This is a genomic window from Bacteroidales bacterium (genome assembly GCA_016709865.1).
GTDB lineage: Bacteria > Bacteroidota > Bacteroidia > Bacteroidales > VadinHA17 > LD21.
In genome coordinates, this window is record JADJLX010000005.1 from 320,210 (window position 1) to 343,144 (window position 22,935).

At 39.7% G+C, this 22,935-nt stretch carries 16 protein-coding genes and 2 tRNA genes; 14 read left to right on the forward strand and 4 right to left on the reverse strand.

Translation table 11 applies throughout. The annotated features are described in order from the left end of the window. The first annotated feature begins 53 nt into the window (after positions 1 to 53). Positions 54 to 137: transfer RNA gene (locus IPJ16_10030), tRNA-Leu, on the forward strand. A 136-nt stretch (positions 138 to 273) separates the two neighbouring features. Next, positions 274 to 360: transfer RNA gene (locus IPJ16_10035), tRNA-Leu, on the forward strand. Positions 361 to 462: 102 nt separating this feature from the next. Here IPJ16_10035 and IPJ16_10040 read toward each other — a convergent pair. Then, positions 463 to 3,420, reverse strand: a complete 2,958-nt coding sequence (locus tag IPJ16_10040; protein ID MBK7627511.1) for a serine hydrolase — start codon at positions 3,418 to 3,420, stop codon at positions 463 to 465. Positions 3,421 to 3,561: 141 nt separating this feature from the next. Between IPJ16_10040 and IPJ16_10045 the strand changes: the two genes are divergently transcribed. The 4 genes from IPJ16_10045 to IPJ16_10060 all read left to right on the forward strand — a co-directional run bounded on the left by IPJ16_10045 (position 3,562) and on the right by IPJ16_10060 (position 8,308). Further along, complete coding sequence (locus tag IPJ16_10045) at positions 3,562 to 5,298, forward strand: amino acid carrier protein (protein MBK7627512.1); 1,737 nt, start codon at positions 3,562 to 3,564, stop codon at positions 5,296 to 5,298. 43 nt (positions 5,299 to 5,341) lie between these two features. Beyond that, positions 5,342 to 6,451: a DUF5009 domain-containing protein gene (locus IPJ16_10050; GenBank protein MBK7627513.1), complete on the forward strand. Its 1,110-nt coding sequence runs from the start codon at positions 5,342 to 5,344 to the stop codon at positions 6,449 to 6,451. A gap of 64 nt (positions 6,452 to 6,515) precedes the next feature. After that, on the forward strand, positions 6,516 to 7,538 hold the full coding sequence (locus IPJ16_10055) for a phosphotransferase (protein ID MBK7627514.1): 1,023 nt from the start codon (positions 6,516 to 6,518) through the stop codon (positions 7,536 to 7,538). A 53-nt stretch (positions 7,539 to 7,591) separates the two neighbouring features. Then, positions 7,592 to 8,308, forward strand: coding sequence for an NTP transferase domain-containing protein (locus tag IPJ16_10060; GenBank protein ID MBK7627515.1), 717 nt, complete (start codon positions 7,592 to 7,594; stop codon positions 8,306 to 8,308). 88 nt (positions 8,309 to 8,396) lie between these two features. Here IPJ16_10060 and IPJ16_10065 read toward each other — a convergent pair whose 3' ends face one another. Both IPJ16_10065 and IPJ16_10070 read right to left on the reverse strand, forming a co-directional pair. Continuing rightward, positions 8,397 to 9,491, reverse strand: a complete 1,095-nt coding sequence (locus IPJ16_10065; protein ID MBK7627516.1) for a TrkH family potassium uptake protein — start codon at positions 9,489 to 9,491, stop codon at positions 8,397 to 8,399. Next, entirely contained in the window at positions 9,485 to 9,841 is a 357-nt protein-coding gene (locus tag IPJ16_10070; protein MBK7627517.1) for a hypothetical protein, read from the reverse strand. The genes IPJ16_10065 and IPJ16_10070 overlap by 7 nt, the downstream gene beginning before the upstream one ends. Before the next feature lie 193 nt (positions 9,842 to 10,034). On the opposite strand from IPJ16_10070, the gene IPJ16_10075 reads away from it, so the two are divergent. Further along, a complete protein-coding gene (locus tag IPJ16_10075; protein ID MBK7627518.1) occupies positions 10,035 to 11,228 on the forward strand; it encodes a saccharopine dehydrogenase family protein in 1,194 nt (397 codons plus the stop codon). Positions 11,229 to 11,336: 108 nt separating this feature from the next. Continuing rightward, positions 11,337 to 12,476 carry a carboxynorspermidine decarboxylase gene (nspC, locus tag IPJ16_10080; protein MBK7627519.1) on the forward strand — a complete coding sequence of 380 codons (1,140 nt, stop codon included), beginning with the start codon at positions 11,337 to 11,339 and terminating at the stop codon, positions 12,474 to 12,476. Between the two features lie 108 nt (positions 12,477 to 12,584). On the opposite strand, the gene IPJ16_10085 is transcribed toward nspC, so the two are convergent. Continuing rightward, complete coding sequence (locus IPJ16_10085; GenBank protein ID MBK7627520.1) at positions 12,585 to 13,289, reverse strand: SDR family NAD(P)-dependent oxidoreductase; 705 nt, start codon at positions 13,287 to 13,289, stop codon at positions 12,585 to 12,587. Positions 13,290 to 13,486: 197 nt separating this feature from the next. Here IPJ16_10085 and IPJ16_10090 point away from each other — a divergent pair, with 197 nt between their 5' ends. The 6 genes from IPJ16_10090 (at position 13,487) to IPJ16_10115 (ending at position 22,858) form a co-directional block, all read left to right on the forward strand. Next, positions 13,487 to 15,940 (forward strand): hypothetical protein, encoded by a 2,454-nt coding sequence (locus IPJ16_10090; protein MBK7627521.1) that lies wholly within the window; start codon positions 13,487 to 13,489, stop codon positions 15,938 to 15,940. 36 nt (positions 15,941 to 15,976) lie between these two features. Next, a complete protein-coding gene (locus IPJ16_10095; GenBank protein MBK7627522.1) occupies positions 15,977 to 18,607 on the forward strand; it encodes a hypothetical protein in 2,631 nt (876 codons plus the stop codon). 114 nt (positions 18,608 to 18,721) lie between these two features. Next, positions 18,722 to 19,144, forward strand: a complete 423-nt coding sequence (locus IPJ16_10100) for a hypothetical protein (GenBank protein MBK7627523.1) — start codon at positions 18,722 to 18,724, stop codon at positions 19,142 to 19,144. Between the two features lie 20 nt (positions 19,145 to 19,164). Continuing rightward, positions 19,165 to 20,223 carry a hypothetical protein gene (locus IPJ16_10105; protein MBK7627524.1) on the forward strand — a complete coding sequence of 353 codons (1,059 nt, stop codon included), beginning with the start codon at positions 19,165 to 19,167 and terminating at the stop codon, positions 20,221 to 20,223. Between the two features lie 110 nt (positions 20,224 to 20,333). Then, entirely contained in the window at positions 20,334 to 21,257 is a 924-nt protein-coding gene (locus IPJ16_10110; protein MBK7627525.1) for a DMT family transporter, read from the forward strand. Between the two features lie 5 nt (positions 21,258 to 21,262). Further along, positions 21,263 to 22,858 carry a M1 family metallopeptidase gene (locus tag IPJ16_10115; protein ID MBK7627526.1) on the forward strand — a complete coding sequence of 532 codons (1,596 nt, stop codon included), beginning with the start codon at positions 21,263 to 21,265 and terminating at the stop codon, positions 22,856 to 22,858. Positions 22,859 to 22,935 lie beyond the last annotated feature (77 nt).

A 22,935-nucleotide genomic window follows, 5' to 3' on the forward strand; every position in this document is an offset into this window, starting at 1 on the left:
CACTATTGTCTTTTAAAAAATATTTTTTACTTTTGCACCCGCTATCTCCCTGAGCCCAGATGGCGAAATTGGTAGACGCGCTAGTTTCAGGGACTAGTGTCAGTAATGATGTGCAGGTTCGAGTCCTGTTCTGGGCACAAAAGACGGCATTAAGGCTTAAAGTCGCAAGGGCGCAAAGGCTTTTGCCGGTTATTGATAACGTTCTTTTGAAGTATTTATAAATAGCTTGAAGCCGTTGAGCCATTGTGCCTCTACGCCTTTAAGCCTTTCTTCGCCCAGATGGTGAAATTGGTAGACACGCCAGCTTGAGGGGCTGGTGCTCGCAAGGGTGTGCAAGTTCGAGTCTTGTTCTGGGCACCAAAAATTAAACCAGATTGCTTTTAGCAGTCTGGTTTTTATTTTTTACTTCTTCTCTGTGAAGCTCGGTGACTCCTCTGTGTCTCTCTGTGTCAGTTCTTCTGCTTATTTTATTATCGAATCATAAATTGCCTGCAGTATACCTGATCTTATATTCATATCGGAGAGAAGATTATTGTTTCTTGTAGGATAAACCCTGTTGCATAGAAAAACGTAGCTTATTTCCTTATCCGGATCAACCCATACAAACGTGCCTGTATAGCCCGAATGCCCAAAGCTTGAAGGTGATGCACTTTTTGCCGGATATGCCTCTTTTTCTGAGAGTTCTGCATTATTCAGAAGCGGTTTGTCGAACCCTAATCCCCGACGATTCCTGTTCTCAGGGAACTGAACAGAAGTATATTCTTTAAGAACATCATGTGCTATAATCTGTTCGCCTCCGTATTCTCCCATCCTGCGATACAACTCCATAAGTTTCATAAGATCATTTGCGGTAGCAAACAGACCTGCATGGCCTGATATTCCTCCAAGCATGGCAGCGCCTTCATCATGAACCGTCCCGTGCAGCTGCTGTTTTCTGAACAATGAATCATACTCAGTCGGGACTATCCTGCTTAAGGGATACCTCTGATATGGATTAAATCCTATGTCATACGCGCCGATTTTTTTGTAAACATTCTCTGTAACAAAGTTATACCACTTTTCACCTGATAACTTTTCTATAATGAGGGGAGTAATTATAAATGTAAGATCAGAATAGACATACTTTTTCTCTCCTAGAGGACTCTTAATAATCTCTTTAAACATTTTCCTGCTGTAGTTTTTATTTATATAGAGTCCGTTTGCTACTTCATAGGGATATTTTTCAGTGAATTCAGAGTCAAAGATATTCCGCTTAAATTTCCCGTTCGCCTTTAAAGTCTCCTTCCAGAAAGGGATAAATGGAGTAAGTCCGGCCTGATGAGTAAGAAAATCCCTCATTCCGATGTTACCCTTATTGGTTTTCCTGAAATCAGGCAGATATGTTCCGAGAGTCTCATCAGGTGAGAACTTTCCCCGGGTGTCAAGCAGTAATAAACCAGGCAGTCCGGCGGAAACTTTGGTTACGGAAGCCAGATCAAAAAGGTCATCTTCATGAACTGAAATTCTGTTCTCAAACGTTTGATAGCCATATGTTTTATTTAAAATTACAACTCCTTTTCTGGCAATCATAACTTCACAACCAGGATAAGCGCCTGCGGCAAGTCCTGCCTTTACAATAGAATCGACTTTTCTGTAAAGTACTTCTGAAGATATTCCTGCACTTTCAGGTAACCCGTATTGCATTCTTATTGAACCGTTTGTCTCTATTCCGAATCCTCCCGGCCATTTTTCATTTATAGTTACGGGGAGTACTCCTTTCGATCCGATACCGCCGAAAATAAGCTGCGCTGATAGATCTTCAGTATATTCATTCTCCTGATAGGATACAATCAGGCCATCAGAGTTTCTCAATGAATTAATTTTGTCTATTCCATATGGATTCCCAAACCATGTTATAATAGTTTTATTACCTGAAATGAGTTTATTTAAAAAATCCTCAAGTTCAGGTTTAATGCCAAAGCCCATATTTGGCCTCTGGTCAAGGTTGTAAATGCCGGTTATAACCAGATCATAATCTGAAAGTTTCTTCAAAACCTTACCTGAAGCTGCTGTATCAGACGGATTTATCTGGAAATTATCAGCAGGGAAATATTTTGATACCCTTTTCTGAAATGTTGTAATTGAGTTCCTGTTAATTGCCAGAGTAGCAATCTTTAATTTATCCGGATTCTTTAGCGGTATCAGATCCTTATTATTATTGAGCACAGTGAGTGCATTTGCATAGAGGTTCCTTATAAGTGCTTTTGTTGAAGAAGGGGATAGCTCAGCATCAATGTTAATTTTCTCAACAGGCTGCAATCTGTTTAATCCGGCCCAGTATTTGAGTGCCAGTATCTTCTTGCATTTCAGAGCAATATCTTCGTTTGTCAGTTTCTTTGATGTAATATAGTTCTTAGTTTCCCTGATAGTGGCTTCAACATCAGTTACGAACTCAGCAACATCATTACCAGCCTGAAGAGCTTTTGCATCAGCTTCACCGGGGATGAAGAATTTGGTTACACCTTTCATGTTCATTGCATCAGTTATCACAAGTCCTCTGAAGCCAAGTTCATCCTTCAGCAGGCCTTTAATTATTACCGGTGAAAGGGTAGAAGGGAGCCCTGATAATGTGTCGAGTGACGGGAGATTAAGGTGGGCTGTCATTACACTTCCGATTCCTTCATTTATTAATTTACGGAACGGGAAAAGTTCTATGCTGTCGAGTCTCTCTCTGTTATGAGTAATTAATGGCAGGTCGAGGTGTGAATCCACATTGGTATCACCATGTCCGGGAAAATGTTTTCCGGTAGCAAGAATTCCATTATCCTGCATTCCCTTCATGTACATCAGAGCCTTATCAGCAACATTTTCCCTGTTCTCTCCGAATGATCTGTAGTTAATAACAGGATTTGCAGCATTAACATTAACATCGGCATCAGGTGCAAGATTCATGTGCATTCCGAGTCTTTTGAACTGAAGAGCAACAGCCTTTCCAAACTGGTAGATAAGAGAATCATCCTTAATAGCTCCAAGTGTCATCTGATACGGGAACTTCTCAACATTATCAAGCCGCATTCCGATTCCCCACTCTGCATCCAGCGTGATTAGAAGAGGAACTTTTGAAATCTTCTGATAGTAATTTGTCAGTTCTGCCTGTTTTGCAGCAGTACCCTGGAAGAAAACAATTCCTCCAATCCCATATTTTCTGATAATATCACTTACCTCAACCTCATGAGAGACATCCCTGTTCGAATAACCTGCAATCCATATGCACTGTGCTATCTGCTGCTCAATTGTGAGTGTCTTAAATACTGAGTCGACCCATGGATGATTCATGTATTTCAGAAAGGGAGGATCTGCGATCTGAGCTTTAATACCTGATGTTGATAATAATATTATTATATATACTAATTTGAAAGTCAGTAGTTTGGTGTTACTCATGATATTGATTTTTGGATATTTGTGAATTATTTTCTGATTATTAATATGTGTTCAAAAGTAGTAAATTTTTCTCCTCTGACTTATTCAGAATTTGTTACATTTGCCTTTAACCCTTTTACCTAATCTTTAAAAAACTGTTTTATGCAAAAAATCAATGATTTCCTGATTATGCTTGACGGATACATCGGAGGGCACCCCTGGTTTGTAATACTTCTTCTCGGTACCGGAGTCTTTTTTACAATATACCTTGGCTTTCCACAGTTCAGATACTTCCGTCATGCAATAGACGTGGTAAAAGGAAAGTATGATCATCATCTTGATGTTGGCGATACTTCTCATTTTCAGGCACTCTCGACTGCCTTGTCAGGTACTGTGGGAACAGGAAATATAGCAGGTGTTGCCCTTGCCATTCACCTTGGCGGTCCGGCAGCACTCTTCTGGATGCTTGTTACTGCAGCTATAGGAATGTGTACAAAAATGGTTGAGGTAACTATTTCACACAAATATCGCGATGTATTACCAGATGGTACCATTTCGGGCGGACCTATGTATTACATGAAAAAAAGATTAAACTATACAACCAAAAGCGGAAAGGTTATTAAAATTGGTGCAGTTGTTGGTGCTTTTTTTGCCGCTGCAACAGTTCTGTCATCTTTCGGAACAGGAAGCCTGCCACAGATTAACAGCATATCCAATTCGGTATTTGCAACATTCGGTATAAACCATATTGTCACAGGAGCAGTACTTTCGCTACTTCTTGCATTAATTATTATCGGAGGGATAAAAAGAATTGCAAAGGTTACTGAAAAGCTGGTGCCGGGCATGGCGATTTTCTATTTTATCGGAGCTCTTTTTGTAATCGGAACTAATTATGAGAACATTATTCCATCTTTTATTGCTCTATTCTCTACAGTATTTACCGGAACAGCCGCAGCAGGAGGATTTATGGGTGCTTCAGTCGCATTTGCAATAAACAGGGGTGTTAACAGAGGATTGTTTTCAAATGAATCAGGACAGGGATCGGCACCAATTGCCCACTCGGCAGCAAGAGCTCCTGAACCGGTTTCAGAAGGCATGGTTGCAATTCTTGAGCCATTTATTGATACAATAATTATCTGTACCCTGACCGGTCTGGTTGTTCTTTCCTCAGGAGTCTGGACAGAGAAAGTTGAAAACCAGTTTCAGAGTGCCGATATGGTTTTTCTGAATCAGAAATATGATGAAAATATTCCTGCAGAGAAAACTGCGATCATGAATTTTGTCAGAAACGGTGAGGCTTTACCTTTATTTAATGGTCAGCTGGAGGTAGTTGAAGGCAAGCTGATTACTCCGATTACTTTGATATCTTCAAGGTCGGTTGCTGAAGCAATGACATTCAATGAAAGCAAACAGCCTTTTACCGGTAAAATTGATGTTGTAAACGGGAAATGGCAACCTGCGTCAGCTTCTCTCACTATTACAGGTAAGTCTCTGGTACACAGCGCTCAGCTTACTACTGAAGCTTTCAGCAGAAGCATTCTTGGCGGATGGGGCAAATACGTGGTTTCAATTGGCCTTCTCCTCTTTGCATTTTCAACAGCTATTTCATGGTCGTATTATGGAGACAGGGCTCTTATCTATCTTGTGGGACCCAACTATGTAATTTATTACAGGATAATTTTCGTGATTGCCTTTTTTATAGCATCATTTACAGATACAACAATTATCTGGTCGCTATCCTATTTAACAATTGCATTAATGACGGTTCCGAATCTGATTGGACTCTGGATTCTGAGAAAAGAAATAAAAACCACTATTGCCGATTACTGGAGAGATTTTTCTGTAGCTCATCCTGATGACAGGATGGCTAAAAAATATCTGAAAAATGGTAAGCTATAGCTGATTGATTAATATTTTTACCAAGAGTAATCTGTAGCAGTATATGGCAAAAAGCAGTGGCAGACTGGTGTCGCTCGATATACTCAGAGGATTAACAATAGCATTTATGATTATTGTTAATACCCCCGGGAGCTGGCAATACGTTTATCCGCCGCTTCAGCATGCCAAATGGAATGGTTGCACACCGACTGACCTTGTTTTCCCTTTTTTCCTTTTCATTGTTGGTGTATCCACCTGGTACTCACTAAAAAAATATGGTAATGAACTGAATGGCAGTTCTATTTTAAGAATCTTAAGAAGGATGGTGGCGATTTTTGCGGTGGGTCTTTTTCTTAATATTTTTCCTTATTTCGGACGTGACTATTCGACACTCCGGATTATGGGTGTCCTGCAGCGAATTGCTATTGCCTACGGTATTTCGTCAATAATATGCCTGACAGTAAAACGTGATTATCTGTGGATAGTAATAGCATCTCTGTTGCTGGCTTATTGGGGAGTTCTGGCATTGTTCGGCGGTGCTGATCCGTATAGCCTCGAGGGAAATTTTGCATTAAAAACCGACACTGCAATATTGGGCCAAAACCATTTGTACAAAGGTTTTGGAATTCCGTTTGATCCGGAAGGTTTACTGAGTACAATACCTGCAATATGTACCGTAATGATAGGATATTATATTGGTGAAATGACGGGGAAGGTAAATGCCAGCTGGCAGATGGTTCTCAAACTTATTCTGTTGGGTGCTGCAGCTGTCGGATTAGGCTTAATCTGGAACATTTTTATGCCAATAAACAAACCACTCTGGACAAGTTCTTATGTTTTGTTTACTGCAGGTCTGGCTATGGGTGTATTTGCACTCATTTATATTATTGCTGATCTCTTTAAACTCCAGATGTGGGGTTCTTTTTTCCTCGTTTTCGGAACAAATGCGTTATTCTCATTTTTTCTTGCCGGAATCTGGACCAAAATGATGCTTTTTATTAAATTTCAGTCCGGAGAAGAAAAAGTAACTTTGTATAGCTGGATCTATCAGAAAATATGTGTGCCATTAGCCGGTAATCTTAACGGCAGTCTGATGTTTGCTGTAATTCAGATGTTACTGATATGGGGCGTAGCGCTGATTCTTTACAGGAAGAAAATTATGATAAAACTATGAAAGGCGTCAGGCATCAGGAAGACCGCTAGACAGATTATAACGATTTAAATATAAAGTTTTATAAATGAGTGAATTGGAGATAGTATCAGACAGATACAAAGAAATATTCGGCAATAAAGATTTTAAGATCTCAGCACTACCTCAATCTGGCTCCGACAGGAAATATTTCAGGATAACAGGCGGAGGAAAAAGTGTGATTGGGGCATACAATGCAAATCCTGAAGAAAATGAAGCATTTATTGGATTCACCAAACATTTTCAAACAATAGGACTTCCGGTTCCTGAGATTTATGGCTATATCCCTGAAAAGTATACTTATTTCCTTCGCGATCTTGGTGATTCCAACCTCTTTACATGGCTCCAGTCAAGGGATTTTAATTTCGATGCTGAAGCAGTAGAGATATACCGCAAAACTCTTGATAAGCTTATCCTTTTCCAGATCGACGGAATGAAGGGGCTTAATCTTGATTTATGTTATCCCCACAAAAGCTTCGACAGGCAATCGATGATGTGGGACATGAATTATTTCAAATATATGTTTCTAAAGCTGGTGGCAGTCCCATTTAATGAGCGAAGGCTAGAACACGATTTTAATACTCTAGCCGACTTCCTCCTGGAAACCGGACAGGATTATTTCCTTTACCGCGATTTTCAGTCTGCCAATGTGATGATAGTTAATGGAGAGCCATGGTTTATCGATTATCAGGGTGGAAGAAAGGGCGCTCCTCAGTATGATGTGGCTTCGCTTCTGTATGATGCAAAGGCCCATATACCGTCGAAAGTTCGTCAGGATCTTCTTGAATATCATATTGATAACTTCTGTGCTGTTTCGGGTGAGAAAAGGGAGGAGTTTACCGGATACTTTACCGGATTCAGCATGATAAGGCTAATGCAGGCCCTGGGAGCATTCGGATTCAGGGGATTATACGAGAAGAAGCCAACCTTTACTGGCAGCATTGTGCCAGCTGTTAAGTTGCTTAATGAACTGATTGATTCTAATAATCTTCCTGTGGAACTTTCAGAGTTATTTCAGACTGTAAGGCTGATACCTGAACAGAAGATTTATAAGGAATTGGAAGGGCTTTAGCACAGGGCACAGAGCGTAAAGCGTAAAGCGTAAAGCGTAAAGAGTAGAGTCTTATGAAAGCAATGATTTTTGCAGCAGGATTGGGTAAACGTCTGGGAAAGATAACTGAGACTATTCCTAAGGCTCTAGTTGATATTGATGGAAAAACAGCTCTTCATCTGGCTGTTGAGAAGTGCACTGCTCATGGTTTCGATGATATTATAGTTAATGTGCACCATTTTGCAGATATGGTTGAGAAGGAGATATTGAAACTTAATAAAATGGGCTACAAAATCTCAGTTTCGGATGAGCGTGAAAAACTTCTTGAAACCGGCGGAGGTTTGTACAAGGCAAGAGACTTTTTTGATGATACCCCTTTCCTTATTTATAATGTTGATATAATATCTGACCTTGATATTTCCTCTCTGTATCGTTTTCATACTGAAAAAAAAGGACTGGCAACCCTTGCAGTGAGACACAGGCCCGGTAACAGGTTTTATCTGATTGATCAGGAAGGTATTATAAGAGGCTGGAGAAATAATGCTACAGGAGAACAGATTCTTACATCACAACAATCAGACAACCTGTCGGAAATTGCATTCTCAAGCATGCATATAGTCGAACCCGAGGTATTCAAATTTATGGAAGAGGGTGTTTATACAATGACAGCTCTTTACCTTAAGCTCGCAAGAGATCATAAAATCTACACTTATCTCGATGATACAGGTTACTGGGGAGATATTGGTACTCCGGAGAGTCTGGAATACATAAGAGGATTATTTAATAAATGAAATGGTACTGGGTGCTGGGTACTGGGTACTGGGTTCGAGCACCTAGCACCCAGCACCCAGCACCTGCACCCAGCACCCAGCACCCAGTTCATATCTTCCAGAAGGTCCGTGTAAAAATTGTAAATACAGTTAATATTTCTAGTCGTCCTAAAATCATTAAGAGACTTAGTACAATCTTGCTAAAGTCCGGAAGATGAGCATAATTACTCATGGGTCCGACAGTACCTAATCCCGGACCAATACCTGCCATGCAGGTAGCAACCGAACTGGAAGCTGTAATCGGATCGACTCCGTTAAACACGATTATAATTGTTCCGAGTATAAACAGGAAAAGATATAGCACAACAAATGAAAGAATAGAGATATTGGTATTTTCCGCGATGCTGTTACCGTTTAATTTTATGAATGTTATAGACTTGGGATGGTTAAGCTTAATAAAAACGTTTTTAATATTCTTAAGTACAATTAAGTGTCTTGCCATTTTTATACCACCGCTCGTAGATCCGGTACTTCCGCCTGAAAACATAAGAAGAAAAATAAGAAGAATGGCAGTAAGAGGCCATACTAGAAAATCAGCAGAAGCAAATCCTGTACAGGTTATAATTGAGATAACCTGAAAAAAACCTTCACGGAACGCTGTCTCAAGCGATTTGTCTGAATTTATTAATAGAATGCTTGTTGCAATGGTTCCGGTAATTAGTACTACTCCAATGTAAAACCACAATTCCTCATTCTGTCTCACTTTTTTGAAATTGAATTTTACCAGAAAGTAGTAGATAATCTGGCTGATTCCTGATAAGAACATGAATATCAACACTATGTACTGACTGTATGAAGAAAAGTACATGAGACTGTTGTTTTTTGTAGAAAATCCGCCCGTAGCAACAGTTCCGAAAGAATGACAAACACTGTCAAACATGTTCATTTCCCCGGCATTCAGCAGTATAATTTCAGCCAGGGTAAGAGCCAGATAGATAAAGAGTACCCTGAATCCTATTGCCTTGGTCTTAGGGTGTATTTTCTCTTTCATTGATGACTCTAGACTAAATAACTGGTATCCGCTAACCCTTAGTGAAGGCAGAACGATAATAACGAGGACTATTATACCGATACCTCCGATCCAATGTGTAAGACTCCTCCAGAAAAGTATTGAATATGGAAGTACTTCAACATTTGTCAGTATTGAGGATCCTGTAGTTGTAAACCCTGATGTTGATTCAAAAAAGCATTAATGAAATTTGGAATTGTACCACTTAAAAGATAAGGTAATGACCCTGCTGATGAAAACAGAATCCAGGCTATTGTTACAACCAGATAACCATCCCTGTTGGTGAATCTGTCAATATCAGCTTTTGAGGATACAATATAAAAGACCGTCGATATTAAAAATGTTATGGCAGCAGACCAGTAAAAAGGAGTTCCCGGTTCGTCATATAAGTAAACAATTGGAAGACATAACAGGAATGAGATAGTCTCTATCATCAGAATTGAGCTCAGAATGCGTAAGATCAGCAGTGGATTGATAAGCTTCATTGTCAGGTTCCTGAAATATCAGGATACAAATATATACAGATTTAGCTATGTTATGCTCCTTAGGAAAAAGATCATTTTTAACATTTTTATTCCACCAGTGATAATGTGGCGGAGACACTGTTGAAATTTTTATTTACTTTTGAATTCTGTTTTTAGATTGTTTAAAAGCTAATCTCTTATTAATATTCATTGTATGGGAAAAGTACTTGTAATTGGAGCAGGAGGGGTCGGAACTGTGGTAGTTCACAAAATGGCTTCACTTCTGGAGGTATTTACAGAAATTATGCTGGCCAGCCGCACAAAATCAAAATGCGATGCAATAGCTGCAAAAATTGGTAATAACAGGGTAAAAACAGCTCAGGTCGATGCTGATAATGTGCCCCAGCTTGTGAGACTTATAAAATCTTTCAATCCTGATCTGGTTGTCAATGTTGCATTACCATATCAGGACCTTCATATCATGGATGCCTGTCTCGAAACAGGTGTTGCCTACCTCGATACTGCAAATTATGAGCCACTTGAAGAAGCCAAATTTGAGTATAGCTGGCAATGGGCATATCAGGACAGATATAAAAAAGCCGGTATTACCGCTATCCTTGGCTGCGGATTTGATCCGGGAGTTACTTCCATCTTCACGGCATATGCAGCAAAGCATCATTTTGATGAGTTACATTATCTTGATATTGTAGATTGTAATGCAGGAGATCACGGTAAAGCTTTCGCTACGAACTTTAATCCTGAGATCAATATCCGTGAAGTAACCCAGAAAGGCAAATACTGGGAGAATGGTAAATGGGTCGTTACAAAACCTCATGAGATTCATAAACCATTGAACTATCCCGAAATCGGACCAAAGGAGTCTTATGTTATTTATCACGAGGAGCTTGAGTCACTTGTAAAAAACTATCCGACTCTTAAGAGGGCAAGGTTCTGGATGACTTTCGGACAGGAATATCTGACACATCTTCGCGTCATTCAGAATATAGGAATGGCAGGCATTGAGCCAATAATGTTCGAGGGAAGAGAGATCATCCCGATTCAGTTCCTTAAAGCAGTACTGCCTGATCCGGGTGAACTGGGAGAAAACTATACAGGACAGACATCGATCGGTTGCCGCATAAGAGGTATAAAGGATGGCAAGGAGAAGACATATTATATCTACAATAACTGCAGTCATGTTGCAGCCTATAAGGAGACTGGTGCCCAGGGGGTAAGCTACACTACTGGTGTGCCTGCTGCAATAGGTGCTATGATGTACCTGAAGGGTATATGGAAAAAGGCCGGTGTTTATAATGTCGAGGAGTTTGATCCCGATCCGTTTATGGCTGAACTCAACAGGCTTGGTCTGCCGTGGGTTGAATTGCATAATGTAGACCTCGAACTATAACATTTTTTAACCACGGAAAACACGGATTTTCACGGAATATTATTTTAAGTCATCCGTGTAACTCCGTGTTACTCCGTGGTTAATGGATTTATTTTATCCTTTAGTTAAATGCCGATAAACTACTCAGAATTACCATCCCCCTGTTATGTAATTGACGAAGAACGATTCCGGAAGAATCTTTCTTTAATTAAACATGTATCCGATGAATCTGGTGCTGAGATTATCCTGGCATTCAAAGGATTTGCTATGTGGGGCGTATTCCCGATACTTAAAGAATATGTCTATGGAGCAGCTGCAAGTTCTGCAGACGAGGCCCGCTTGTGCTATGATGAAATAGGTTCTCCTGCCCATACCTATTCGCCTGTATATAAGGATGTTGATTTTCAATCGATACTTAAGTACAGTTCACATGTTACATTTAATTCCCTGGCGCAGTTCAATAAGTATTCGAACGAATTAAAAAAATATTCTAAAAAGATTTCAGCTGGTATCCGGATAAATCCTGAATTCTCAGAGGTCAGTCATGGAATTTATAATCCATGCTCTCCCGGATCGCGACTCGGCATTATTGCAGAAGACCTTGGAGACAGGTTGCCGGATGGAATTGAAGGTCTCCATTTCCATGTCCTGTTTGAATCAGATTCGTATGCACTTGAGAAGGTACTTGAAATCGTTACTGCAAAGTTTGGTAAATTATTTCCTCAGCTTAAATGGATAAACATGGGAGGCGGACATCTCATGACCAGAAAAGACTACGATACAGAACATCTGATCAAAATCCTGAAAAAGTTCCGCGAAAAATCCGGTTTGCACCTCATTCTCGAACCGGGAAGTGCTTTTGCATGGGAGACTGGTGAGCTTGTTTCCACTGTTGAAGATATTGTGGTAAATCAGGGAATTAAAACAGCTATTCTTGATGTCTCCTTCACAGCTCATATGCCCGATTGCCTGGAGATGCCTTATAAGCCTAAGATTATAGGAGGAACTGATCCTGTCGAAAACAAACCAACATACAGGATAGGAGGGAACTCCTGTCTTTCAGGAGATGTTATGGGAGACTGGTCGTTTGATACGGAACTAAATCCAGGTGACAGGCTTGTTTTCCTTGATATGATTCATTATACAATGGTCAAAACCACGACTTTCAATGGCGTGCACCATCCCTCAATCGGAATATGGACATTGAATGGGAATTTCAAACTGTTAAAGGAATTCGTATACGACGATTATAAAAATCGGTTGTCGTAAATACGTTGATGATGTAGAGACGCCATGCCTGGCGTCTATTTATCAGTCATTTTTTAATTATGTTTTGATATTTCGTTAGAGACGCAATGCATTGCGTCTCTACAAGTATTATTTTTTTCGATTTATCGTTATATCCGTTACAAACATCTTATCCGTAACAATAACAGCATTCACAATTTTTTCAGCAACCTCAGCTGGGTCCATAAAATTGGTAATGTCGCGGTTCTGACCGGGGATTTTCCAGAAATCGGTTCTCATTCCGCCGGGATAGACTGCAATTATGTTTCGTTTTGTTCCTTTAAGCTCTGTTCTTAAAGCTTCAGTATAGCCTCGGGCTCCCCACTTTGCAGCACAGTAGATTGTTTCTTCGGCTCTTCCTAAAAGGGCAGAGGTAGACATAATATTGACTATGGTGAGTTCTTCCTCTTCCGGCGTGATTCCCAGTATCTTCGATGTTAGCAGAATCATCCCCTTAATATTAGCCTCAAAGACCTGATCGATAAGCGAAGATGTTGATTTATCCGCTTTAACGAAAAGTCCCATTCCTGCATTATTAAACAGATATTCGACAGTGAAGTTATTGTCAGTAAGATAGTTATTGATAAAATTGATCTCTTCTTCCTTTCCAATATTGGATATCAGACCATCAACATGTATTTTCCCGGCAATAGATTTTAAATGAGACAGGGAAGACTTCATCTTGTCGGCAGACCGGCCAAGGATCAAAACATTTCTTCCGGATTGGATGATAAGTTTAGCTATCTCAAATCCCAAACCACTGGTTCCGCCACTAATCACTGATATTTTTTGCATTACTGTTTTTGTTTCAAATATATCCATTATTGTGAAACTCTTCGAAATACATGTTTTATAATTGTTTACTGGCGACTCAAAAAAAAACTTGACTCGTATCTGAATATAATTTAACTTACATCTGAAATGATCATTATCAACAATATAGATACGATGTTTCTTTTGATTCTAATCAGAAAATCTCAAATTCTAATGCTATGAAACCCAGGAGAATCTTCTTATTTCTTTTGACTTTCAACTTTTGTCTTTTGTCTTCCCAGGTCCCGCAGGGATTCAATTATCAGGCTATTGCAACGGATGCAGGAAGTCCGATTGTCACCCCAATAACGGTAAGATTTACAATCCAGGCGACTGAATCAGGCGGTGAAACCTTCTGGATTGAAGACCATTTGGCGGTTACACCTAATGCTCAGGGCCTGTTTACGCGTGTCATAGGAACAGGGGTGAAAGTGACTGGTTCTACTGCAAATACATTTGCTGACATTGACTGGCGTGTGACACCCAAGTGGATCAAAACAGAAATTGATTATGGTGGCTGGAAGACAATGGGCGCAACTCTTCTTCAATCTGCACCGTATTCGATGGTTTCCCAGAATCTTAGCGGTGCAATAGACAGGCTTGTTGTTTCAGGAAAAACTGCCTCATTAAAGGATGCGTTATTTGAAGTAAAAAACAATAATGGACAGACAATTTTTGCTGTTTATAATGAGGGTGTAAGGGTGTATATTGATAACGGACTTGCAAAGAGTCCAAAAGGAGGTTTCGCAATAGGCAGCTTCGGTACTGACGATAAAGGAAAGACAGAAACCCAGCGACTGTTATATGTAAAGTCTGATACAATAAGGATGTACATTGACGACCGTGCCAAGGTTCCAAAAGGAGGTTTTGCCATTGGTGGATTCGGTGAGGCAAAGAATCAGAATGATAATTATCTGAAAGTTGATCTGGATGTTATTAAGGCAGGAAAGCTACCTTACTTTAATCTGAATCCTATTAACTCTTTCATTGGAGAACAGGCAGGTAACGCAAATATATCAGGTCAGTATAACTCATTTATTGGATACAATGCCGGATTTTCAAATCAGGCAGGATCAAGCAACGTTTTGATCGGTTATAATGCTGGTTTTACAAATAATGCAAATGACAATGTATTCCTTGGATTCAAGAGTGGATATAGTAATACAAGTGGGTACAGCAACACATTTCTTGGTCATGTGGCCGGTTATAGCAATGGACTAGGTACATACAACGTATTTCTTGGCGACAGTGCCGGATACAGTAATTATGACGGAGACCAGAATATTTTTCTTGGAAACGGCAGCGGAAAAGCGAATACGAATGGTGATTATAATGCTTTTATCGGATATCAGGCAGGACGTCATAACCTTGGCGGATTAAATAATGCATTTATTGGTTATCAGGCTGGATATACTAATGATGCCGGTAATAACAACGCTTTTATTGGTTATCAGGCCGGAAGGTCTACCTACAGAGGCAGTAAGAATGTTTTTATCGGCTACCAGGCCGGATTCTTAAATTTTGGAGATTATGAAGGACCTACTCAGTACGGTAATAACAATATCTATATTGGTGATCAGGCTGGCTATTTTAATATGACAGGTCGAAGTAATGTGTATATCGGGCATAATGCAGGTAAAGGAGCGGATCCGATTAATATAGGCTCTCCTCCTATATTTAATGTTTACATAGGTTACCAGGCAGGATTTCTTGAGTACTCGGGAACACATAATACATTTATTGGTTATCAGGCTGGTTATACGAACAGAACCGGAAGTTATTCTACATTTATTGGTTATAAGGCAGGTAATGCTCATAGTACAGGTTCATATAACACTTTTATCGGATACAGGGCAGGTATTAGTCATACTGATAATGGCTTCAATACCTTTATTGGTACTGACGCAGGTTATTCTAACTTAACCGGTATTAATAACGTTTTTCTCGGGTACCGGGCAGGATATTATGAATCACTCAGCAACAAATTATTTATTGATAACCAGGACAGAACCAATGAGGCTACTTCCAGGACAAACTCATTGATCTACGGTGAGTTTAATGCTACTGTGGCAAGCCAGGTACTGCGCATTAACGGTAAAGTTGGTGTAATGCTGGCTTCCAATCCGGCTGAAGCTCTTGAGGTTAACGGAAATGTTAAAGCAACATTATTTATTGCAACTGCTGCAGCTGGTTCTTTTCCATACAGATATGCTACAACTTCAAATATGATTGTCCCGGATTATGTTTTTGATAAGCATTTTGAAGGCAAATCTGCATCTAATCCTGTTTATGAAATGATGAATTTATATGATTTGAGCCAATTTATTTCTGTTAACAGGCATCTTCCCAGAGTTCCATCCAGAAAAGAGATTGAAAAGGATGGAGTTGTAAATCTACAGGGGTTATCTATGATCACACTTGAGAAAGTAGAAGAAAATACTCTTTACATACTTGAACTTGAAAAAAACAGGCTTGCACAGCAAAAAACAATTGAACAGCAACAGCGGGAGATCGATAATCTGAAGATTCTGAATGATGAAAAAGAGAGGAGGATAAAATCTCTTGAAACAAGTGTTGAGCAGATTAAGAAACTCACCCGACAAATTGAAATGAATCAGAATAAGACCAGATAAAAATAATTCGATCCTATAATTCAAATATTTTTCAAAATGGCTACAAGAAAACCAAAGATCACCAGGAAAAGAGGAGAGATAAAACCTCCTGCTTCAAAGCTTGCACCAAAGCGTGACTACAGAGCCAGGATCGTTGTTCAGTTTAAAGACGAGATCCAGCTTCCCTACAGATCAGATGCTGCAAAATACATCAAAGAGTTTAATGTTGGTCCCTGGGATCAACTTGTTAAGAAGCATCCCGGATTAACAATTGAACCACTTTTTCCTGATATTGATCCGAAAAAACTCAAAGAATTGATAGGGAAAGCTAAGGAGATGGACCCGACTTACATAGAGGTTAATTTCTTTAATTATTTCAGAGTAATTTGTCCTGTTGATTCTAATCCGGAAACTATATTAAAAGATCTTTCTGCATGGAAGTATATCAGGAATAGTTTTTTATCCGGGCAGGGTAAAACTCCTGCAGTAGCTTACTCAAATGATGAATTTGCCCATGAAGATTCCGCTACTCCAACAAATCCATACCAAAGATATCTGAATGATGCTCCGGAAGGAGTTTCGGCTAAATATGTATGGGATTTCCCGGTTCCCGGAAGTGACGGGAATGTTTCAGGGATTAATTTTATTGATATTGAAAAGGGGTGGACCCTGAATCATAATGATCTTGCAGCCCATGGAGCATCTTGTCTCTTTGGAACCAATGAGGATGGGGGGCGTCTGCATGGCTCAGGGGTACTTGGAATAATTTGTGCCATTGACAATGCGGAGGGTTGTGTTGGTATTGTTCCAAATGTCAATAATGTGAATGTTATTTCTACTCAGGATGCATTTGGAACCAGAAATGTTGCTGCAGCGATTCTGTCCAGTCTCAATTATCTGGGATTTGGAGATGTTCTGTTGATTGAGGATACTAACACAGTTAACATTGAAGGCACCAATTTTAGTGTACCAATAGAAACTCTTGAACCTGAATTTAATGCAATTCGTTTAGCTACTGCTCTTGGGATAATTGTCATTGAACCGGGAGGTAACGGAGATGAGGCTAATGCTGGAATCGATTTTGACACCTTTGAACTGAATAACAAGAAAATACTAAAACCCCTTAACGACGATCTGACAATCAATGCCGATTTTATGGAATCTGGTGCAATTATTGTTACTGCCGCCGAATCCGGATTAAGAACACCTCCTTTAGCTGTTGATAGTCATACGAAAATTCCCAAAGCTCCTTATGGAAGCAGGATTGATTGTTATGGATGGGGAGAGAATATAACAACTCTTGGTTATGGATTAACAGATTATGTACATGATTTTAATGGTACATCCGGTGCAGCAGCAATTGTAGCAGGTGCTGTGCTGAGCATGCAGGGTATGGTGCTTGCAGAACACGGTTATAAGTTTGGTCCGGGTCAGATGCGGGCTATCCTGAGGAATCCCTTATATGGAACTCAGATGTCTCGTAAGGTTTCAGGTTCTGTATATCAGTTAGAACCAGTTTTTATGCCCGACCTGCATAAATTTGCGGATCAGCATTTGAATTTACCACCTGATATTTATATGCGCGATTCCCTCTCTGATGATGGTTCTCCTCATGCAGGAGCCATGTCATGGAGTCCCGACATCATTTTAAAAAACATACAATATGCTAATCCGACTGCATCATTTGGTATTGGCAGTGGTATGGAAAACAATGATAATCTTAGTGATTCAGCGTATGAGTTAGTACCTAATTATCTATATTTCAGGGCATTAAATCAGGGTGGCAGTGTGGCTACAGGGGTTAAGGTGACTGCTTTCTGGAGCAATCCATCAACTGTAATAACTCCTGGTTCATTAAACTTTATAGGCGAAACTGATTTTCCTGATATTCCAAAACCAGTCTCAGGTGAGGCTGAAACACTAACTGTTTCCAATGAATTGATTTGGGATACCGTTCCTGTGACCGGGCACTATTGTTTTGTCGCATTTGTCACATGTGATCAGGATCCTTATTTTGACCCGAGAAAAATAGTTGATGGTACATGGTCCTGGGCCAGATACTATAATTTTATACGCAATAACAATAATGTTACATGGAGGAATTTCAATGTGATTCCGCTGCCACCACCTGCTGATCTTGAGGAAGAAGATACTTCCGATTCTGAACCTGCTCCTCAGCAGGATCCTCCGCAGGAACAGGATAATGGCCAGGCCCCACCTGAAAATCTGCCAAAAAAGGGATGGGTTCACATCGATTTTATTTCCCCTGGTTTACCTGGAATTAGTAAAAAGATGGATCTCGAAATAATATCCCGACTGCCCGGAAAGGCTATCGGCATCCTTCAGGCACCTGTACAATGGAAACGGGAAGTATTCCGGGGCTCACCTTTTGTTAGAACTAATGTGAAAAGGAAAAAGTGTTACAGTCGCTTCGGTACTGGCAGTACAACCAGATACAAAGATATACACTTTAGGGCCGATTCTAAAACACCATTGAGACTATATATTAATGTTCCTGAGAAGCTTAGGAACAAAAATTACACAGTAGCAGTAAGGCAGATGCTTGATGGGGTCGAGCTTGGCAGGGTAACATATATGCTTGTTCCCTGGAAAAAGAAGCCGAAACCTGTTAAACCTGGAAAACCTGTTATTAAGGGTAAAGATGTTCGGGTGAGAAAGTTGAAATAGCCTTTGTTTTGATCAGATAAGGCGGAGCATTAAATATGTGCTTCGCTTTTCTGATTTCAATTGTCATAAGCGAATAATCTCCTGGTTATCAAACCGGTATATACTTTTATCAGAATGAAGAAAGATTCTTTTCTGCTGAAGGGAGGTTACAGGCCTCACGTGAATTCTGTGAGATTTATCTGTTCTCTTTCCGGAGGAAAACTCCAGTTAGTTAAGAAACAACACGTTGCAATGATTTCTCCATATAGAGAGATGTCTCATGACCATACTCAACAGCCAGGATTATGGATTGAACTCAGGCGGTCGGACGGGAAAACAGTTTATCAACAACTTATCCATGATCCACTTGATGAGAACGTTGAGGTTCACTCAGGAAATGAAGATGAGCCATTTTCCTGGAAGAAAACAGTAAGCATGGAAAAGATTATTGTTCTGCTGGTACCTGAGGTACCTGGCGCTGAATCTTTTGTTGTTCTGAAGAGAGGATCAGAGGAAAAATCCGCTCCGGTGGAAATAGCTCATTTCCCTTTTAAATAAAAACATTTACTATTAAACATATGGGATTACTTGACGGACAGGTTATTGGAACAACAAAATTAATTGACCACGGACCCCCTGCAAAACGATTTAATCTTGTAATTGTCTCTGAAGGATTTAAAAGCAACGAATTGGGTTCATTTGCAACTCTTACCCAGCAATTCATTGACTTTTTGTTTTCCTCTCAACCATTCGACTCACTGAAATGCGCTTTTAATATCTACAGGTTTGATGTCTCATCGACAGAAAGCGGAGCAGATAATCCTTCAGCATGCGGAGGTGATGGTACATTTGTAGCAACCAGATTTGACGCATCATTCTGCAATGGAGGAATTCAAAGATTGCTCTGCGTTAACACATTAGATGTAATTTCTGTCGTTGAAGCCACTGTTCCTGAATGGCATCAGATACTTGTGATAGTTAATTCCACTCTCTACGGAGGATCTGGTGGCAATGTTGTGGTCACTTCAATTGCTGGAAGCTGGAAAAAGATTGCTCTTCATGAGATGGGACATTCAGTATTTGGTCTGGCAGATGAGTATCCATACTGGGCCGGGTGTGCAATTGATACAAATAGAAATCAATATCCGGGAACAGAACCAATGCACCCAAACATAACAACATGTACCGACAGGAATACTCTTAAATGGAAGGAGCTGGTTCTGCCAGTAACCCCAATTCCAACAACTACTAATACCGATTGCACAAAATGCGATGCACAGCCTGATCCTTGCGCATCAGGAACAGTCGGGATATATGAAGGAGCTTACTATTATCATTGCGGAGTATACAGGCCTGAGTACCAGTGCATGATGAAGAATCTTTCCGGATACTGTGCAGTCTGCAGGAGACAGATAATTGTAATACTGTCAGTCTATCTCGATAATTGTTACGCTCCGGTATTTGGACCAATACCGTTATTTCCCGCTATTTTTGTTGTCTTGATATTATTGATTTTTGTAACTATACTTTTATTACTCTCTCTTTTTACAGAAAAGGTAAAATGCCTGGTTGAAAAGCTATTATTCATTATCAGAAATTGTCTGAAGGGAAACAAAAATCCTTGTATTTCAATCTGAAATAGTATCATCTCGTTGTTTGAAAGTACATTCAGAACAATTAAAGTGGCATTTAATATATATTTGAAAGTAATCAGGCTTTTACTACTTTTGCGGCTCACTTTCTGAGTATGCATAAGAGCAGAGTAAAAACCTGGGCACATCTTTCATTGCTGGCGGCCAATATCATCTATGGAATGAATTATTCCATAGCCAAAGCTGTTATGCCTGACTCTATCAGACCTCTGGCTCTCGTCTCACTCAGAACTGTTTCTGCTGCTGCAATATTCTGGATCACAAGCCTCTTCATGCCAAAAGAGACAGTCAGCAAAAAGGAACTTCTATATCTTTTTGGCTGTTCATTTTTTGGCATGGTCATAAATCAGGTTTTATTCCTGATTGGACTTAATTACACTTCCCCGGTAAACTCATCAATAATAATTTCTACCAATCCGATATTCGCATTTGTATTTGCAGCTCTGATTCTTAAAGAGAACATTACTATGCTTAAGGGAATAGGTCTGGCAATAGGACTGTCAGGAGTAATGATGCTGATCCTGCAGAATGGTACTCCTGATATTAACAGCAATACATTCCTTGGAGATATTTATACTCTTGTAAACACTATTAGCTGGGCCTTCTATACGGTAATAATTAAGAGGATGGTTGAGAAGTATCATCCTGTAACTGTTATGAAATGGACATTCCTGTTTGCAATGCTTACAACTGTTCCTCTCGGTTACAGCCAGTGGAGTACCATGGACTGGACAGCAATATCACTCAGAGGATGGCTGGGGATAGGGTTTGTTGTAGTATTTGCAACATATGTTGGCTACCTGCTGATTTCATTTGGATTAAGACGGCTTAGCCCTACAATCGTTAGTACATACACATATATCAATCCGATTATTGCTGCTTATCTGGCAACGATAATGGGACAGGACCGTATCAGTCTGGTAATGGTTCTATCTGCTTTGCTCATTTTTGCCGGTGTATTTGTTGTCAGTTTGCAGAAGAACGGGGATGCACGACTCACGACGCCCGACTCACGGTGATAATTATGAAAATCAGAGTTTTATTAATATCATTCTTCATTTCTCTCTTTGTCTGTGAATTACATGCAGATGATGGCTATAAGCGTAACCTCAGTGTTGATATTATTCATTATAAATTTAATGTCGCTGTTAATGACTCAACCGACAAAATCGAGGGAAAAACTACTATTAAAGTTAAATTCCTTAATCAGGTCGATGTTATTTCATTTGATCTTAGTAATACAGACACTACAGGCAGGGGAATGATTGTTTCTGATGTTTCAGTTAACTCAGAACCGGTTAAATGGATTCATGAAAACGATAGATTAACCATTTATATAGGTAATCAGATTAGAACGGGTGATACCTCGTCATTTGTTATCAGCTATAACGGAATCCCATCAGACGGACTAATAATATCTGAAAACAAATTTGGTAAGCGTACTTTTTTTGCCGATCACTGGCCCGACCGGGCTCATAATTATCTCCCATGTATCGATCACCCATACGAGAAAGCCGGTGTGGATTTTATAATTTCAGCTCCTTCTCACTATAAAGTAGTGGCAAGTGGAATATTAGCAGAAGAACCTGTTATTCAGGATAATATAACCATAACTCATTGGCATGAATCAGTTCCGCTTGCTACAAAAGTCATGGCTTTTGGAGTTGCTGATTTCTCTGTTCAGAGTCCGGGTATTGTTAATAATATAACAGTATCATCATGGGTTTTTCCTGAGAACAGGAATGAAGGTTTTTCTGATTATTCAATTGCTATAAAACCTCTTGAATTCTATAGCACTTTAATTGGAGATTATCCTTATCCTAAACTTGCCAATGTACAGTCTAAGACAATTTATGGCGGGCTTGAGAATGCCGGAACAATCTTTTATTCAGAAAATTCTGTCACAGGGTTGGGGCGGGCAGAGGGACTGATAGCCCATGAGATAGCACATCAGTGGTTTGGCAATTGTGTTACAGAATCAGACTGGCATCATATATGGCTGAGTGAAGGATTTGCCACATATCTTACCTCGATGTACTTTGAATCATTTCAGGGAAGAGAAAGGCTAAATAATGATATGATCTCCGCCAGAAACAGGGTTATCAGATATTCTGAAAGAAATATGCGGCCGGTTATAGATACAGCAGTTAAGGATTATATGGAGCTTCTGAATCCCAACTCATATCAGAAAGGCGCCTGGGTGCTTCATATGCTCAGGAATGAAGTGGGTGATGAGGCATTCAAAGAAGGGCTCAGGTTTTTTTATAAGCGATATTATAATTCAAACGTTGATACAGAAGGTTTTCAGAAGGTTATGCAGGAGGTAAGTCATAAGAACCTTTCTGCTTTTTTTGAACAGTGGTTAAGAACAGCTGGGGAGCCAGAATTGTCTGTAAGCTTTAAAAAACTAAAGAAAAAGATAACAGAAATTACAGTTGAACAGAAACAGGATCACCTTTTCAGCTTTGAATTTGAGCTCCTGCTTAAGGATTCATCAGGTGATACAATACGGAAAATTTTCGTAAATGATAGGATTACTAAAGTCCGGATTAATTCGGGAGACATTGCAGAGGTAATTCCTGATCCTAATGTACTTCTTCTTTACAAAAGGATCGAGTAGCCTTTTTTTTCGTATTAGTAACAGGTTTTCATTCACTTATCAAATAAATTTGAATATTTGACCTGAATGTTTTAAAT

What these genes read in the sequence shown, in the direction of transcription:
- nspC (MBK7627519.1), top strand. Translation starts at nt 11,337, where the DNA reads ATGCCGATAAACTACTCAGAATTACCATCCCCCTGTTATGTAATTGAC.
- IPJ16_10040 (MBK7627511.1), bottom strand. Translation starts at nt 3,420, where the DNA reads ATGAGTAACACCAAACTACTGACTTTCAAATTAGTATATATAATAATA.
- IPJ16_10095 (MBK7627522.1), top strand. Translation starts at nt 15,977, where the DNA reads ATGGCTACAAGAAAACCAAAGATCACCAGGAAAAGAGGAGAGATAAAA.
- IPJ16_10100 (MBK7627523.1), top strand. Translation starts at nt 18,722, where the DNA reads ATGAAGAAAGATTCTTTTCTGCTGAAGGGAGGTTACAGGCCTCACGTG.
- IPJ16_10060 (MBK7627515.1), top strand. Translation starts at nt 7,592, where the DNA reads ATGAAAGCAATGATTTTTGCAGCAGGATTGGGTAAACGTCTGGGAAAG.
- IPJ16_10075 (MBK7627518.1), top strand. Translation starts at nt 10,035, where the DNA reads ATGGGAAAAGTACTTGTAATTGGAGCAGGAGGGGTCGGAACTGTGGTA.
- IPJ16_10070 (MBK7627517.1), bottom strand. Translation starts at nt 9,841, where the DNA reads ATGAAGCTTATCAATCCACTGCTGATCTTACGCATTCTGAGCTCAATT.
- IPJ16_10045 (MBK7627512.1), top strand. Translation starts at nt 3,562, where the DNA reads ATGCAAAAAATCAATGATTTCCTGATTATGCTTGACGGATACATCGGA.
- IPJ16_10090 (MBK7627521.1), top strand. Translation starts at nt 13,487, where the DNA reads ATGAAACCCAGGAGAATCTTCTTATTTCTTTTGACTTTCAACTTTTGT.
- IPJ16_10050 (MBK7627513.1), top strand. Translation starts at nt 5,342, where the DNA reads ATGGCAAAAAGCAGTGGCAGACTGGTGTCGCTCGATATACTCAGAGGA.
- IPJ16_10115 (MBK7627526.1), top strand. Translation starts at nt 21,263, where the DNA reads ATGAAAATCAGAGTTTTATTAATATCATTCTTCATTTCTCTCTTTGTC.
- IPJ16_10110 (MBK7627525.1), top strand. Translation starts at nt 20,334, where the DNA reads ATGCATAAGAGCAGAGTAAAAACCTGGGCACATCTTTCATTGCTGGCG.
- IPJ16_10055 (MBK7627514.1), top strand. Translation starts at nt 6,516, where the DNA reads ATGAGTGAATTGGAGATAGTATCAGACAGATACAAAGAAATATTCGGC.
- IPJ16_10105 (MBK7627524.1), top strand. Translation starts at nt 19,165, where the DNA reads ATGGGATTACTTGACGGACAGGTTATTGGAACAACAAAATTAATTGAC.
- IPJ16_10085 (MBK7627520.1), bottom strand. Translation starts at nt 13,289, where the DNA reads ATGCAAAAAATATCAGTGATTAGTGGCGGAACCAGTGGTTTGGGATTT.